Annotated in this window: 10 protein-coding genes and 1 pseudogene; 2 read left to right on the top strand and 9 right to left on the bottom strand. The window is 68.1% G+C overall.

Features of this window, described 5'->3' with window-relative positions:
- A pseudogene (locus ACSGDB_RS04175) lies at positions 1-182 on the top strand (hypothetical protein); the annotation flags it as partial.
- A 15-nt stretch (positions 183-197) separates the two neighbouring features.
- On the opposite strand, the gene typA reads toward ACSGDB_RS04175, so the two are convergent.
- From typA to ACSGDB_RS04210, 7 genes are all read right to left on the bottom strand, one after another.
- Entirely contained in the window at positions 198-2,114 is a 1,917-nt protein-coding gene (gene typA, locus ACSGDB_RS04180; RefSeq protein WP_434993097.1) for a translational GTPase TypA, read from the bottom strand.
- A 203-nt stretch (positions 2,115-2,317) separates the two neighbouring features.
- Positions 2,318-4,111 carry a BCCT family transporter gene (locus tag ACSGDB_RS04185; protein WP_434993098.1) on the bottom strand — a complete coding sequence of 598 codons (1,794 nt, stop codon included), beginning with the start codon at positions 4,109-4,111 and terminating at the stop codon, positions 2,318-2,320.
- Positions 4,112-4,453: 342 nt separating this feature from the next.
- A complete protein-coding gene (locus ACSGDB_RS04190) occupies positions 4,454-6,172 on the bottom strand; it encodes a dipeptide ABC transporter ATP-binding protein (RefSeq protein ID WP_434993099.1) in 1,719 nt (572 codons plus the stop codon).
- Positions 6,169-7,191 (bottom strand): ABC transporter permease, encoded by a 1,023-nt coding sequence (locus ACSGDB_RS04195; RefSeq protein ID WP_434993100.1) that lies wholly within the window; start codon positions 7,189-7,191, stop codon positions 6,169-6,171. The genes ACSGDB_RS04190 and ACSGDB_RS04195 overlap by 4 nt, the downstream gene beginning before the upstream one ends.
- Entirely contained in the window at positions 7,184-8,110 is a 927-nt protein-coding gene (locus tag ACSGDB_RS04200) for an ABC transporter permease (RefSeq protein WP_434993101.1), read from the bottom strand. Before ACSGDB_RS04200 ends, ACSGDB_RS04195 begins: the two co-directional genes overlap by 8 nt.
- A gap of 135 nt (positions 8,111-8,245) precedes the next feature.
- Positions 8,246-9,883 (bottom strand): peptide ABC transporter substrate-binding protein, encoded by a 1,638-nt coding sequence (locus ACSGDB_RS04205; RefSeq protein WP_434993102.1) that lies wholly within the window; start codon positions 9,881-9,883, stop codon positions 8,246-8,248.
- 207 nt (positions 9,884-10,090) lie between these two features.
- A complete protein-coding gene (locus ACSGDB_RS04210) occupies positions 10,091-11,929 on the bottom strand; it encodes an ABC transporter ATP-binding protein (protein WP_434993103.1) in 1,839 nt (612 codons plus the stop codon).
- An 89-nt stretch (positions 11,930-12,018) separates the two neighbouring features.
- Between ACSGDB_RS04210 and ACSGDB_RS04215 the strand changes: the two genes are divergently transcribed.
- A complete protein-coding gene (locus ACSGDB_RS04215; RefSeq protein ID WP_434993106.1) occupies positions 12,019-12,642 on the top strand; it encodes a PH domain-containing protein in 624 nt (207 codons plus the stop codon).
- Between the two features lie 8 nt (positions 12,643-12,650).
- On the opposite strand, the gene ACSGDB_RS04220 is transcribed toward ACSGDB_RS04215, so the two are convergent.
- Entirely contained in the window at positions 12,651-13,682 is a 1,032-nt protein-coding gene (locus tag ACSGDB_RS04220; RefSeq protein WP_434993107.1) for an ABC transporter permease, read from the bottom strand.
- On the bottom strand, positions 13,679-15,220 hold the full coding sequence (locus tag ACSGDB_RS04225; protein WP_434993108.1) for an ABC transporter permease: 1,542 nt from the start codon (positions 15,218-15,220) through the stop codon (positions 13,679-13,681). Before ACSGDB_RS04225 ends, ACSGDB_RS04220 begins: the two co-directional genes overlap by 4 nt.
- Positions 15,221-15,336 lie beyond the last annotated feature (116 nt).

Consider the following 15,336-nt stretch of genomic DNA (forward strand, 5'->3'; position numbering starts at 1 on the left):
TCTGGCGCGTCGGGGTCCGGCTCAACGACGAACACCGTGCCGAGATGATGGGGCGCATCCGGTCGGTCATCGAGGACTACGCGCACCGCGCACCCGACGGAGCCGTCAGCACCATGACCCACGACGACGCCGGTCCTTCCCCTGCCGGGAAGGACCGGCGTCGTCGTGGGTCATGGTGCTGACGGCTCCGTCGGGGACTAGGCCCGGGCGCGCGAACGCGAGGCGCGCAGGCGCTCGTTGGCGTCGAGGATGACCTTGCGGATGCGGATGGACTCCGGCGTCACCTCGACGCACTCGTCCTCGCGGGCGAACTCGAGGGACTCCTCGAGCGTGAGGTTGCGCGGAGGGGTCAGGTTCTCGAAGGTGTCGGAGGAGGCCGCACGCATGTTGGTGAGCTTCTTCTCCTTCGTGATGTTGACGTCCATGTCGTCGGCGCGCGAGTTCTCGCCGACGATCATGCCTTCGTACACCTCGGAGGTGGGCTGCACGAAGAAGGAGCCGCGTTCCTGCAGGTTGATCATCGCGAACGGGGTGACGACGCCGGAGCGGTCGGCGATCATCGAGCCGTTGGTGCGGTATTCGATGTCACCGGCCCACGGCTCGTAGCCCTCGGAGATCGATGCGGCGATGCCGGCGCCGCGGGTGTCGGTCAGGAAGCGGGTGCGGAAGCCGATCAGGCCGCGGGCGGGGACGATGAACTCCATGCGCACCCATCCGGTGCCGTGGTTGGCCATGTTGGTCATGCGGCCCTTGCGGGCGGCCATGAGCTGCGTGACCCCGCCGAGGTACTCCTCGGGGACGTCGATGGTCATGTGCTCCATCGGCTCGTGGATCTTGCCGTCGATGGTCTTCGTGACCACCTGCGGCTTGCCGACCGTGAGCTCGAAGCCCTCGCGGCGCATCTGCTCCACCAAGATGGCGAGCGCGAGCTCGCCGCGGCCCTGGACCTCCCACGCGTCGGGGCGGGCCGTGGGGAGGACGCGGAGCGAGACGTTGCCGATGAGCTCCTTGTCGAGGCGGTCCTTGACCTGGCGTGCGGTGACCTTGGCGCCCTTGACCTTGCCGGCGAGCGGCGAGGTGTTGATGCCGATGGTGACGGAGATCGCGGGGTCGTCGACGGTGATCAGCGGCAGGGGCTGGGGGTTGTCGACGTCGGTGAGCGTCTCGCCGATGGTGATGCCCTCGATGCCGGCGACGGCGACGATCTCGCCGGGTCCGGCCGAGTCGGTGGGCACGCGGTCCAGCGCCTTGGTGGCGAGGAGCTCGGTGATCTTGACGGTCTTGAGCTCACCGTTCTGGCGGGCCCAGGCGACCTGCTGGCCCTTGCGCAGCGTGCCGTTGAAGATGCGCAGCAGCGCGAGGCGGCCGAGGAACGGCGAGGCGTCGAGGTTGGTGACGTGGGCCTGCAGGACGCCGTCGGGGTTGTAGCGGGGCGCCGGGATGTGGTCGATGATCGTCTTGAACAGCGGTTCCAGGTTGTCGTTGGCCGGCGCGGTGCCATCGGCCGGCTGCTCGACGGAGGCGGCACCGACGCGGGCCGCCGCGTAGACGACGGGCACGTTGAGGATCGAGTCGAGGTCGAGGTCGGGGACCTCGTCGGCGAGGTCGGACGCGAGGCCGAGGAGGAGGTCCATCGATTCGCTGACGACCTCCTCGATGCGGGAGTCGGGGCGGTCGGTCTTGTTGACCAGCAGGATCACGGGGAGCTTCGCCGCGAGGGCCTTGCGGAGCACGAAGCGCGTCTGGGGCAGGGGGCCCTCGGACGCGTCGACGAGGAGGACGACGCCGTCGACCATGGAGAGGCCGCGCTCCACCTCGCCGCCGAAGTCGGCGTGGCCCGGGGTGTCGATGACGTTGATGGTGATGGTCTCGCCGTTGGCCGAGGGGCCGTCGTAGAACACCGTGGTGTTCTTCGCGAGGATGGTGATGCCCTTCTCGCGCTCGAGGTCGCCGGAGTCCATGACGCGATCGGCGACGTCGCCGTGTGCAGCGAACGAGTTGGTCTGCTTCAGCATGGCGTCGACCAGCGTGGTCTTTCCGTGGTCAACGTGGGCCACGATGGCTACGTTGCGGAGGTCGCTGCGAACAGCGGTGTTGCCTGTGGTTTCAGACATGCGTTATTACTCAATTCGGTATCTACTGCGGGGAAAATGACGGCGGCTGCAATGCACGCCCTCTTACCAGTCTAGGGGACACGGCAAAAACAGACCTAATGCACGATGTCGGCCGGTCCCGACGGAGGGTCCGGGACGACGACGGCGGCGGCCCTCCCCGAAGGGAGGACCGCCGCCGTCGTGCGTGGATCGCGGGGGTGTGCCTACGGTCGGGCGGGCCGCCGGAAGCGGGTGCCCGCCTTGCCGTCAGCACGCTGACCGGGGACCGCGGCGCCCTCCGACGGGGTGTCCGACGCGTGGTCGGCGAGGTGCTCCTGGACCTGCCGCTCCACCTGGTCGGACATCGACTCGTTGACCTGGTCGGTCACGCGGTCCGCCATGGCGGTCGCGGCCAGCCTGCGCTGGGTGGCCTGCCAGGCCCGGTGCTCGCCGTGGAACGCCTTCGCCGTGGAGACGCACATGGCGAGCATCACGAGGCTGAAGGGGAGCGCCGTGAGGATCGCCGCGGTCTGGATGGAGCTCAGGCCGGTGTCGCCGACCAGGAGCAGGGAGATGGCGACGGCCGCTGCGAGCACCGCCCAGAACACCCGGATCCAGTTCCTCGGATTCGGGTCGCCGCCCGTGGAGATCATGCTCATCACGAGGGCGCCCGAATCGGCGGAGGTGATGAAGAAGATGGCGATCAGGAGGATGGCCCCGATGACCAGCGCGGGACCGCCCGGCAGTCCACTCAGCAGCCCGAACAGGGCGTTCTCGGTGTCCACGGTGCCGTCCTCGGCGATCAGGCCGCCCTGGCCGAAGATCTCGCGGTAGATGGCGGAGCCGCCGAGCACGGAGAACCACAGGAAGCCCAGCGTGGTGGGGACGAGGAGGACACCGGCCACGAATTCGCGGACCGTGCGCCCCTTCGAGATCCGGGCGATGAAGATGCCCACGAACGGGGCCCACGACATCCACCAGCCCCAGTAGAACGTGGTCCAGGCCGCCTGCCAGGCCTCACCCTCCGCACCGGAGAAGGCCAGCGTGTTGAAGGTCAGGCCGACGACGTTCTGCAGGTAGTTGCCGATGGACTGGACGAACTCGCGCAGGAGGAAGAGCGTGGGGCCCGCGAAGAGCACCACGAGCAGGAGCAGCCCGGCGAGGACGAGGTTGATGTTCGACAGCCACTTCATCCCCTTGCCCACGCCGGAGATCACGGACACGATGGTCAGCGCGGTGATGCAGAGGATCAGGCCGACCTGCGTGGCTTCCGTGGCGGCGAGGATGCCGGCGCTGTCGAGGCCCGAGGAGATCTGGAGGACACCGAGGCCGAGCGAGGTGGCGACACCGAACAGCGTGCCGACGAGGGCGACGACGTCGATGGCGTGGCCCCAGGCGCCCTTGACGCGGTCGCCCAGCAGGGGTTCGAGCGTCCAGCGGATGGAGATCGGGCGGCCGCGGCGGTGCACGGCGTAGGCGATCGAGAGACCGACGACGACGTAGATGCTCCAGGCGTGCAGCCCCCAGTGCAGGAAGGTCTGGGTGATGGCCTGCTGGCCGACCTGGAGATCCGTGCCGGTGACGCCCGGGCGCGGACTGGCGAAGTGGTTGAGCGGTTCGGCCACCCCCCAGAACACGAGCCCGATGCCCATACCTGCGGCGAAGAGCAGGGCGAACCAGGACATGACGGAGAACTCGGGCTTGTCGTCGTCCTTGCCGAGGCGGATGTCACCGTAGCGGCTGAACCCCACCCACAGCGAGAACACGACGAAGAAGGCCACGATGGCCACGTAGTACCAGCCGAAGGCACCGATCACGTTCTCCTGGAGGCCCGCGAACACGGTGGCCGCGGTGTCCGGGGAAACGAGGGCGAACGCGACGAAAACCATGATCAGGACCGCGGCCGGCACGAACACCGGCAGGGCCAATCGCGCTCTTTGTCCCGTGCTCGTTCTCCCCGCCGTGTCCTGCGGCGCGGGCGGAACGGCCGCGGCCTGTTCCGGGGGTTTGATACTCATGAATCGTCTCCTTGGATGATGCGACGTGACGCGACGCAGTAGCGCGGTGTCACAGGGCAACTACCAAGCCTACAGAGGATCTCCCCGTCAAGAGGCGAAAGTCGGGAGACCGGAAGCCGCTCCGACGCCGTACACTCCGCCGTCGTCACCCCTGAAGATCGGCGTGAGGACGGCGATGGCGCGCGTGCGCACCCCGCGTGGGACACGGCCGCGAATCGTACGCGCATCGTTATCCCGGTGACGGGTCTCACCTCCCCCGGGCAGCAGGCGGCCCCCGGACCGGGGACCGCCTGCTCGACCTCGCCCGGCCGACGGGTCAGGGCACGTGGCCGCTGCCCCGGCTCAGGCCACCTCTGGAGGCAGCACCAGCCCGGCCCCGGGGATCGCCGCGAGCAGGGCCTGCGTGTAGGCGGTCCGGGGGTTGTCGAACACCTCGTCGGTGGTGCCCTGCTCCACGACCCTGCCCTTCTCCATGACGGCCACGTGGTCGGCGATCTGCCGGACCACCGCGAGGTCGTGAGTGATGAACAGGTAGCTCAGGCCGAGCTCCGACTGCAGATCGGTGAGCAGGTTCAGGATCTGCGCCTGGACCAGCACGTCGAGCGCCGAGACGGCCTCGTCGCAGATGACCACCTCGGGGTCGAGGGCCAGGGCGCGGGCGATGGCGACGCGCTGCCGCTGCCCGCCCGAGAGCTCGTTGGGGAAGCGCTGCATCATCGTGGACGGCAGCGCCACCTGGTCGAGCAGCTCGCGCACCTTCTTCTCCCTGCCCCTGGCGTCCCCCACGCCGTGGACGCGCAACGGCTCCTCGATGGTCCGGTAGATGTTGTACATCGGGTCGAGCGAGCCGTAGGGATCCTGGAAGATCGGCTGCACACGGCGGCGGAAGTCGAACATCTCCCTGCGACCGAGCGTGGTGATGTCCGTGCCGTCGAACCGGATGCTGCCGGACGTCGCGCCCTCCAGGCCCAGGACCATCTTCGCGACGGTCGACTTCCCCGACCCCGACTCCCCCACCACGGCAGTGGTGGTCCCGCGGGCGATGGAGAAGGACACCTTGTCCACCGCGGTGAACTCGGTGGACTTGCCCCAGTTGCCGCGGATCTTGAAGACCTTCGTCAGGTCCTCGACCTCGATCACCCGGTCCCGGACGGCTCCGTCCTGCGTCACGGGGGCCAGCAGGTCGTCCGTCTCGATGCCGGCTTTCTTCGCGGACGCGATCCGGCGCGAGGCGATCGACGGCGCGGACGCCACGAGCTTCTGCGTGTAGGGGTGGCGGGGGTTGGTGAGCAGCTCGAGGGCCGGGCCGGCCTCGACGACCCGTCCCTTGTACATCACGATGACCTTGTGCGCACGCTCGGCGGCGAGGCCGAGATCATGGGTGATGAGCAGCACGGCGGTGCCGAGCTGCTCGGTCATGGTGTCCAGGTGATCCAGGATCTGCCGCTGCACGGTGACGTCCAGGGCGGACGTCGGCTCGTCGGCGATGAGCAGCCGGGGCCGGCAGGACAGCCCGATCGCGATCAGGGCGCGCTGGCGCATACCGCCCGAGAACTCGTGCGGGTACTGGTTGGCGCGGGACGCGGCGTCGGGCAGCCCCGCCTCCGAGAGCACCGTGGCGACGTCCTGCGGACCGCTGGGGAGCCCGTTCGCCCTCAACGTCTCCCGCACCTGGAACCCGATCTTCCAGACGGGGTTCAGGTTGGACATCGGGTCCTGGGGGACCATCCCGATCGAGGACCCGCGCAGCTCGACGATGCGCTTCTCGGGGGCGTGGGTGATGTCCTCGCCGTCGAAGATGATGCTGCCGTTCGACACCCTGCCGTTGGCGGGCAGGAGGCCGATCGCGGCGAGCGCCGTCGTCGACTTGCCGGAGCCCGACTCCCCCACGATCGCGACGGTCTCGCCGGGCATCACGGTCAGGTGCGCGTTGCGCACCGCCGGGACGTCCCCGTTCGACGTCGAGAAGGTGATGGCGAGGTCCCGGAGCTCGAGGAGCGGCCGGGGCACCGCCTCGTCGGCGGCGTGGTCGCGCGTCCCCGTGTATGTGGTGTGGCTCATCGTTTGCGTGCCTTCGGGTCGAGAGCGTCACGCAGGGCGTCGCCCAGCATGATGAAGCTCAGAACGGTGATCGACAGGGCGAGGCCCGGCCAGAAGATCGCCATGGGGTTGCTGCGCAGCGACGGCTTCGCCGAGAAGATGTCATTGCCCCACGACATGACGTCGGGCGGGAGCCCGATACCGAGGAAGGACAGCGTCGACTCCGCCACGATGAACGTGCCGAGCGAGATCGTCGCGATGACGATGACCGGAGCCAGCGCATTGGGAATGACGTGCTTCACGAGCGCGCCCAGGGGCGAGACGCCCAGCGAGCGGGCCGCAGTGACGAAATCGGCGTTCCGAACCTCGATGACCGCCGCCCGGGTGATGCGCGCGATCTGCGGCCAGCCGAAGGCCACGAGGATGACGACGAGCGTCCACACGTTGCGGTTCTGCTGGAACACGGGCAGCTGCACGACGACGATGGCGCCGAGGATCAGCGGGAGCGCGAAGAAGATGTCCCCCACGCGGGCCAGGATCGCATCGACCCAGCCACCGAAGAAGCCCGCCAGGGCGCCGATGAGGCCACCGATGAGGACCACCCCGAGCGTGGCGAACAGGCCGACGGTCAGCGAGGACTGCGTGCCGTGCACCACGCGGGAGAGGATGTCGCAGCCCTGCACGGTGAAGCCGAGCGGGTGGCCCGGCGCCGGGCCGCCGTCCGAGTTCTCGAGCAGGCAGTTCTCGTTGGGCGGCTCGCTCGTGAAGAGCCCGGGGAACAGGGCCACGAAGATGACCGCGAGGATCAGGAGCGCGCTGATGATGAACAGCGGCTGCTTCCGCAGGCTGCGCCACGCCTCGCCCCAGAGGCTGCGCGGCGCGGCGTCGGAGACCGTGCTGTCCGTGGCCCGGACCGGCGTCTCGTCGGGATCGGCCACGAAGTGCTCGATCGGGTAGGCGGACGTCTTGGTGCTTACCACCCGCACGGGGGCGTCGGTGATGGCCCCGCCGGCGGCGGAGGGTGATGTCGGTTCAGGCATATCGAATCCTTGGGTCCAGCCACGCGTACAGGAGATCCACCAGCAGGTTCGCGAGGCAGAAGATGAGGATCAGGAACGTGACGATCGAGACGACCATCGCTCCGTCACCGTTCAGGACGGCGCGGTACAGGGTGTTGCCGACCCCGTTGACGTTGAAGATCCCCTCGGTCACGATCGCGCCGCCCATGAGGGCGCCGAGGTCGGCACCGAGGAACGTCACGACGGGGATGAGGGAGTTGCGGAGGACGTGAACGACGACCACGCGGCGGCGACTGAGGCCCTTGGCCGTGGCGGTGCGCACGTAGTCGGCGTTGACGTTCTCGATGATGCTGGTCCGTGTCAGGCGCAGTACGTAGGCGAAGGACACCAGCCCCAGGACCACGGCCGGCAGCAGGAGCTCGGTGAACGTGGCGTCCCCGCTCACGGTCGGGTTGGTCCACTGGAGCTTGACGCCGATCAGGAACTGCATCAGGAAGCCGAGCACGAAGATGGGCACCGCGATGACGATCAGGGACACGACGAGGACCGACGAATCGAAGATCCTGCCCTTGCGGAGACCGGCGATGAGGCCGAAGACGATGCCGAAGACGGCTTCGATGACCAGGGCCATGAGTGCGAGTTTCGCGGTGGTCGGGAAGACCTCGGCGATGATCGTCGCGATCGGGCGGCCGGAGAAGTTGGTGCCGAGGTCGAAGGTCAGTACGCCCTTGAGGTAGAGCAGGTACTGGATCCAGAAGGGCTGGTCGAGGTTGTACTGCTCGCGCAGGCCGGCGACGACGGCGGGCGTGCAGCCGCGCTCGCCGCAGATCGCGGCGGTGGCGTCACCCGGGAGGCTGAAGACGAGGAAGTACACCAGCAGCGTGGCACCGAGGAAGACGGGGATCAGCTGCAGGACGCGGCGGACGATGTACCAGACCATCAGTGCGCACCTCCCGGTGCGGCGTGCATCCGGACGGGATGCGGGTGGGCGTTGCTCATGAGGTGTCGGACCTTTTCGTTGGAGCACGGAAAAGGGGCCTGCCCTGTGCCGGGCAGACCCCGAGACCGTTACGGGTTACTTGCCGGTGATGGCGTAGTAGAGCGGGACGCCGTTCCAGCCGAACTCGACGTCGTCCACGTTGTTGCTCCAGCCACCCTGGGCGACCTGGTACCACAGCGGGATGGCCGGGAGGTCCTCCAGGAGGTGTTCCTGGGCCGTGTTCATGGCCTCGTTGCCCTCCTCGACCGAGCTCGCGGCGAGTCCGTCCTTCAGCTGCTGGTCGAACTCGGGGTTGCTGTAGCGGGCGTCGTTGGACCCGGCACCGGTGGCGTAGATGGGTCCGAGGAAGTTGTACAGGGACGGGTAGTCGGCCTGCCAGCCGGCACGCAGGGCACCCGTGAGGGTCTCGTCCGTCGCCTCGGTGCGGGCCTCCTTGAACGTGGCGTAGGGCTTGCCCGCGACCTCGATGCCGAGGTTGTTCTTGATGTTGTTCACCACGGCCTCGACCCACGTCTTGTGGTCGCCCTTGTCGGCGTTGTAGCCGATGGTCAGGGGCTGCGACTCGTCGTAGGGCGAGATTTCCTCGGCTTCGGCCCAGAGCTTCTTGGCCTCCTCCGGGTTGTACTCGAGGTTCTCGCTGCCCGGCAGGTCCGCGCTGTAGCCGTCGAGGACGGGAGCGGTGAAGTCCTTCGCCGGTTCGCGGCCGCCGTTGAAGATGACCTCGGTGATCTCGTCACGGTTGATCGCCATCGACAGCGCCTGGCGCCGCAGCTTCCCGGCCTCGCCCTCCCAGTTCGGGAGGTAGTACGGCACGGCAATGGTCTGGTTGCCCGCGTACGGCGACTCGATGGACCGCTCGCCGAGATCGTTCTTGAAGTTCTTGATGTCGCTCGTCGGGATGGTCTTGAGCACGTCCAGGTTGTCCGAGATCAGGTCCTGGTAGGCCGTCGTGTCGTTCTGGTAGATCTTGAACGTCACGCCCCCGTTCTGGGCGGCCTGCGGGCCCTCGTACTCGTCGTTGGGCACGAGCTCGATCTGCTGGTTGTGCTGCCAGGCACCCTCGGACGCGAACTTATAGGGCCCGTTGCCGATCGGGTTCTCACCGAACGCGGCGGGGTCCTCGAGCGCGGCGGCCGGCAGCGGGTAGAACGCGCTGTAGCCCAGGCGCAGCTGCCAGTCGGATTCCGGCTGGGACAGCTTGACCGTGAACGTCCGGTCGTCGACGACCTTCAGGCCGCTCATGGTCTCCAAGGTGGAGCCCTCCGCGCTCGCCTCGGCATAGCCTTCGATGCTCTCGAAGAAGTAGCTGGAGAGCTGGGCGTTCTTCGCGGCGGCGCCGTAGTTCCAGGCATCCACGAAGGAACTCGCGGTGACGGGGTCACCGTTGGTGAAGGTCTTGCCTTCCTTGAGCGTGATCGTGTAGTTCTGGGCGTCCTCGGTCTCGATGGACTCCGCCATCTCGTTCTGGGACTTGCCGTCGGCGTCGTAGCTGACGAGGCCCGCGAAGATGAGGTCGAGGATCGCCCCGCCGCCCACCTCGTTGGTGCTGGTGGGGATCAGCGGGTTCTGGGGCTCGGAGCCGTCCACCACGATCACGGCTTCTGCGTTGCCACCCTCGGCGCCGGATTCGGTGTCTCCGCCGCCGCATGCGCTCAGGGACAGCGCGGCGATGGCCGCGACGCTGAGCATCTTGGAATTGCGCGTGAAACGCATTCCGCCTCCTAATGATTGGGTCGTTCCGGCCCGGATCTGGCCGGTTCAGCGGCCCCCGCAGATAGCGAGAGCCAACTCACAACGAGAAATCATATGCCCGTTCTGTTGCTTCGATGAACATCATCGGGCGCCGGGGGCCACCGCCACGTCCTCACGACACACGGAAGAGCCCGCCCTGCGGGGGCAGGGCGGGCTCCTGGCCTGCGGTCAGTCCGTGGTCGCCAGCAGCTTGGCGCGGAGCTCGCGGCGTTCCCGCTGCTTCTCGGGATCGGGCAGCGGAACCGCCGCGAGCAGCCGCTGCGTGTACGGGTTCTGCGGGTTGCGCAGGATCTGGTCCCGGGGTCCCTGCTCGACGATCCGGCCGCGCTGCATCACGCAGATGTAGTCGGCGAGGACGTCGACGACGGCCAGGTCGTGGGTGACGAAGAGGCAGGCGAAGCCGAGCTCGCGCTGCAGGTTCTGGAACAGGTCCAGGACCTTCGCCTGCACGGAGACGTCGAGGGCGGAGGTCGGCTCGTCAGCGACCATCAGCTTCGGCTTGAGGGACAGGGCCCGGGCGATCCCGACCCGCTGCTTCTGTCCGCCGGAGAGCTCGTGCGGGTACCTGTTGCGGTAGGAGCGCGGCAGCTCCACCTGGTCGAGGAGCGCCTCGATGCGCTTCTGCAGCTCGCCGCCCTTCGCCTCCCCCGCCAGGTACATCGGCTCGCCGATGCTCTCGCCGATGGGGAGCCGCGGGTTCAGCGAGGACGACGGGTCCTGGAACACCATGCCGACGTGGCGGCGGACCTTGGCGAGCTCCTTGGAGGTGGGGCGGAACCCCGAGATGTCCGTGCCGACCACCCTCATGGACCCCTCCGCGACGGGCAGCAGCCCGACGGCGGCCCGGCCGATGGTCGTCTTCCCCGAGCCCGACTCCCCGACGAGGCCGATGACCTGCCCGGGATACACCGTCAGGTTCGCCCCCTCGACGGCGCGGAACGCCGGCACCCTCCCCTGTTTCGGGTACTCGATGGCCACGTCGACGAGTTCGAGGACGGGCGCCGCCCCGGCAGTCCCCTGCCGGGCCTCGCGCTCCGTGCGCGCGAGCTGCGCGAGCACGTCCTGCTCCCGTCGCTGCAGCTCGTCCTGGTCGACCGTCTGCAGTTCCGTGTGCGTCGCCGCCGCGAGTGCCGCGGTGATGTCGACGTCGTCGTCGCCGTCCCCCTGCCCGAGGTGGGGCACCGCCGCGAGGAGCGCCCTGGTGTACTCGTGCTGCGGGTTCGTGAAGATCTGCTCCGCCGTGCCGGTCTCCACGATGCGGCCCTGGCGCATCACGGCGATGCGGTCCGCGAGGTCCGCGACCACGCCCATGTCGTGGGTGATCAGGACGATCGCGCTGTTGAGCTGGCCCTTCAGGTTGCGCATGAGGTCGAGGATCTCCGCCTGCACCGTCACATCGAGGGCCGTGGTGGGCTCGTCGGCGATGAGGAGCTTGGGATCGCAGGACAACGACTGGGCGATCATGGCACGCTGGCGCTGGCCGCCGGAGAGCTGGTGCGGGTAGGACCGGAAGGCCTTGTCCGGATCCGGGAGTTCGACCATCTGCAGGAGGCGCAGCGCACGCTGCTTCGCCTCGTCGGGCGAGATCTCGTTGTGCAGGCGGAGCGTCTCGACGATCTGGAAGCCGACCGTGTACACCGGGTTCAGGGCCGTCATGGGTTCCTGGAAGATGACGGCGACGTCATTGCCGCGGATCTGGCGCAGCCTGGCCGGGGACATCGTCAGGACGGACTTGCCGTTGAGCAGCACCTCGCCCGTGACGCGGCTGTTGGAGGGCAGCAGACCGAGCAACGACATCGAGCTCGCGCTCTTGCCGGAGCCGGACTCCCCCACGATCGCGAGCACCTCCCCGGCGTTCACCTCGTAGTTGAGGCCGATGGCCGCCGGGACCCATGTCTTGTCGACGCCGAAGTCCACGCTGAGGTTCCGGACCTCGAGCACGGGCCCCTGGGGGGAGGGCAGGTCCGCTCCGCTGTCCTCGGTGCCGCCGATGACCTGGGTACTCATGAGGGGTCCTCCTTCGTGATGGAGGCGCCGCAGGATCGCGGCCCCTCCTGTGATGCCGCGAGCGGCAGCCGTGCTGGGATCATGGAGTCATGAAAAACTCGAGGGTGGCCGGGACCACCGTGCTCAGGCCGCGCACCAGTGTCTGGTTCACGGGTGTCGCCGTGCTGGTGGCACTCGGAGGCCTGGCGACCGTCGTCGTCGAGCAGGGCCCGGCCGGGCTGATCGCCGGCTGGCCGCTGGTCGGCGTCGCCTATGCGGGCTGGTGGCTGTTCTGGTACCCGGTGGTGGTCTTTACCGAGGACGCCGTCACCCTGCGCAACCCCCTGGCGACCATCCGGGTCCCGTGGTCCGCGCTGATCGACGTCGACACCAAGTACGCGCTGAAGCTCGTCACGCCGTCGGGCGCCTACACCGCCTGGGCGGCCCCGGCCCCCGGGGTGTGGGGAACGCACGCGGGCAAACCCGAGCACGTCAGGAACCTGCCCTCGACGAGTTACGGTCCCGGCGGGTCCATCCGCCCCGGCGATCTGAAGAACACCGACTCGGGCTACGCCGCCTACGAGGTGCGGACGCGCTGGCAGGCCCTCGTGGAGAGCGGCCGGATCGACGTCGACCATCCGGGCGGTGTGCGCCGCCGGTGGAACTGGCCGTGCATCGCCGTCGCGGTCCTGCTGGTAGCTGCCGGCACCGTCCCGCCGGCTCTGGGTTCCTAGGCTTCTGTTCACGCGGCCGCGGGCTTTCCCGATTCCTTGGCACGGCTCGCCCTGAACTTCTTCTGCCGCGGGTCGAAGGCGTCGCGGAGGCCGTCGCCGATGAAGTTGATGCACAGGCAGATCAGCACGATGAACAGGCCGGGGAACCAGAACAGCCACGGCCGGGTCTGGAACGCCTCCTGGTTCTGGCTGATGATGAGGCCGAGGGAGACGTCCGGCGCTTTCACACCGAAGCCGATGTAGCTCAGGGCGGTCTCGAGCAGGATGGCCGAGGACATCAGCAGGGTGGTGTTCACGATGATGACGCCCACCGCGTTCGGCAGGATGTGCTTGAAGATGATCCGGGTGTTCGAGGCCCCGGCGATCTTCGCGGCGTCGACGAACTCGCGTTCGCGCAGCGTCAGGAATTCGCCGCGGACGAGGCGTGCCAGGCCGGTCCAGAGCACGAGCCCGAGGAACAGTCCCAGGAGCCAGATCTGCGCGCCGGCTCCGACGAACCGGTTGACCGCCTCGCCGAGGGTCGCCGCGGCGAGGACCACGGGGATGATGATGATGACGTCGGTGAAGCGCATCAGCACGGCCTCGGGCCAGCCGCGGAAGTACCCGGAGCAGGCGCCGATGATGACCCCGACGAGTCCGGCGAGGGCACCGATGATGAACATGATGATGATCGAGTTCTGCGTGCCGCGCATCGTCATGGCGAAGTAGTCGCGGCCGATCGAGTCCTGGCCGAACGGGTGCTCGCCCCAGCTGAAGGGGCCGGTGACGGTCGGGGCTCCCCCGTTGACCAGGGGGAGGAACTCGGTGTGGTTGTACTTCCACCACCCGGGGATCCCGGCGAATCCGACGGAGGTGAAGGCCAGCAGGAAGATGATGGCGAAGACGACGAGGCTGACGATGGCGGCCGTGTTGTCGAAGAACTTCTTCCGGACGATCTGGCCCTGCGACAGGCCCTTCGCCTCGGGTTCGACGGGGCGTTCGGGCGCGCCGGCCGCGGCGGGTTCGGCGCTGGGGACGTCGGAGGGTGTCTGGATGCTCATGCTTTTACCCTTACGCGGGGATCGAGGACCGAATACGCGATGTCGGCGACGAGGTTGAAGACCAGCGCCAGGATGCCGGCCACCAGGAAGAAGCCCATGATGGGGTCGGGGTCCGTCCGTTGGAGGGCCTGCACGAAGAGCTGGCCCATGCCGGCGAAGGCGAACACCTGTTCGGTGATGATCGCGCCGCCGATCAGCGCGCCGATGTCGAAGGCGACGAGGGTCGCGAGCGGGATCAGCGCGTTGCGGAACGCGTGCCGCATGACGACCGTCCGCTCGCTGAGGCCCTTGGCCCGGGCGGTGCGGATGTAGTCCATGTTCATGATCTCGAGCATGGACGCACGCGAGTAGCGGCTGTAGCTGGCGAGGGAGGCGAGCAGCAGCGCCAGGGTGGGGAGCAGCAGGTGCGTGAAGGTGTCGAGGCCGTTGATCCAGAACGTCCCCTCCAGCCCCGGCGTCTCCGCGCCGACCGTCGCGATCGGCCTGCCGCGGACCCGCGGATTGCTCACGTAGGACGGCCACGTGACCATGAAGCGGTCCACCACGATCAGGAACCCCATCAGCAGGCCGGTGAGAGCCGCCGCGCGCATGCTCTGGCTGCGGTCGTACCCGCCCATGGCGTAGCCGACGCCCATGCCGACGAGCACGGTGACGACGGCCAGGATGATGATCATCCAGATGGTCGCGGCGTTGAGGACCGGGTTGACGACGTAGTACGCGACCAGGCCCAGTGCCACCATGATCAGCGAGGAGAAGAGGGCCTTGCGGTTGCGGAGGCCGGCCGTGAGCAGGACGATCCCGAAGGCGATGCCGACGCCGGTGAGGAGGATGACGATGGGTCCGAGACCGGGAGCGGCGAACCAGCCCACGAGGTCGAGGAGGAAGAGCAGGGCCCCGGCGAAGACGGCACCGAGCACGAAGGCGATCCCCTTGCGCTTCCACGACGTGCTGGCGAACAGCGCCCAGATCAGTCCGCTCGCGATGGCGACGACGGCGATGGTGGTGGGGGGTATGTCGGGGTCGTCCAGGAAGTTGTTGAACCCGATTGCGCCGAACTCCTTGAGGAGGACGGCCAGCCAGAAGATGGGGAGGGAGAAGAACAGGAAGGACATGAAGGTGACGCCGTAATCGAGCCCGCTGTACTGGCGCAGGGCCGTGATGATGCCGAGCGAGATCCCGATGATGATCGCCAGGATCGTCGCGGTGGTGACGAGCACGATGGTGTTGCCCATCGCCCGGCTGAGCGCGGTGGTGACGGCCTCCCCCTGGATGCTGGTCCCGAGGTCACAGGTGGCGGCGAACGGGACGAGGCACTTGGCCGCCCCGGCGAGCCAGCCGAAGTACCGCAGGGGTGCCGGCGTGTTCAGGTCGAGGAGCTCGGTCCGCGCCTGGATGAGCGCGTCCCGGTTAGGGGCGTTGCTGGCACGCAGGTCCTCGAGCGGGTCGCCGGACAGGGCCGTGAGCTGGTAGACGACGAACGATGCGCCGAACAGGATGAGGACGGCAGTCACCAGACGCCGAACGATGTAGGTCACCATGGGTTTCAGGCCTCAAGATTGGATCGGGGAACGGGGTTCCCGTGGTTACGCAGATTCTAGTTCAGTGGCACAGCAGAAGGCGCCAGGACGGGCGAGTCCCCCGTCCCGGCGCCTTC

This window comes from Arthrobacter sp. Ld5 (assembly GCF_051172775.1).
Taxonomy (GTDB): Bacteria; Actinomycetota; Actinomycetes; order Actinomycetales; family Micrococcaceae; genus Arthrobacter_D.

Bases quoted from the DNA above. Each gene is read 5' to 3' on its own strand.
- typA (WP_434993097.1), bottom strand. From the start codon at position 2,114: ATGTCTGAAACCACAGGCAACACCGCTGTTCGCAGCGACCTCCGCAAC.
- ACSGDB_RS04185 (WP_434993098.1), bottom strand. From the start codon at position 4,111: ATGAGTATCAAACCCCCGGAACAGGCCGCGGCCGTTCCGCCCGCGCCG.
- ACSGDB_RS04190 (WP_434993099.1), bottom strand. From the start codon at position 6,172: ATGAGCCACACCACATACACGGGGACGCGCGACCACGCCGCCGACGAG.
- ACSGDB_RS04195 (WP_434993100.1), bottom strand. From the start codon at position 7,191: ATGCCTGAACCGACATCACCCTCCGCCGCCGGCGGGGCCATCACCGAC.
- ACSGDB_RS04200 (WP_434993101.1), bottom strand. From the start codon at position 8,110: ATGGTCTGGTACATCGTCCGCCGCGTCCTGCAGCTGATCCCCGTCTTC.
- ACSGDB_RS04205 (WP_434993102.1), bottom strand. From the start codon at position 9,883: ATGCGTTTCACGCGCAATTCCAAGATGCTCAGCGTCGCGGCCATCGCC.
- ACSGDB_RS04210 (WP_434993103.1), bottom strand. From the start codon at position 11,929: ATGAGTACCCAGGTCATCGGCGGCACCGAGGACAGCGGAGCGGACCTG.
- ACSGDB_RS04215 (WP_434993106.1), top strand. From the start codon at position 12,019: ATGAAAAACTCGAGGGTGGCCGGGACCACCGTGCTCAGGCCGCGCACC.
- ACSGDB_RS04220 (WP_434993107.1), bottom strand. From the start codon at position 13,682: ATGAGCATCCAGACACCCTCCGACGTCCCCAGCGCCGAACCCGCCGCG.
- ACSGDB_RS04225 (WP_434993108.1), bottom strand. From the start codon at position 15,220: ATGGTGACCTACATCGTTCGGCGTCTGGTGACTGCCGTCCTCATCCTG.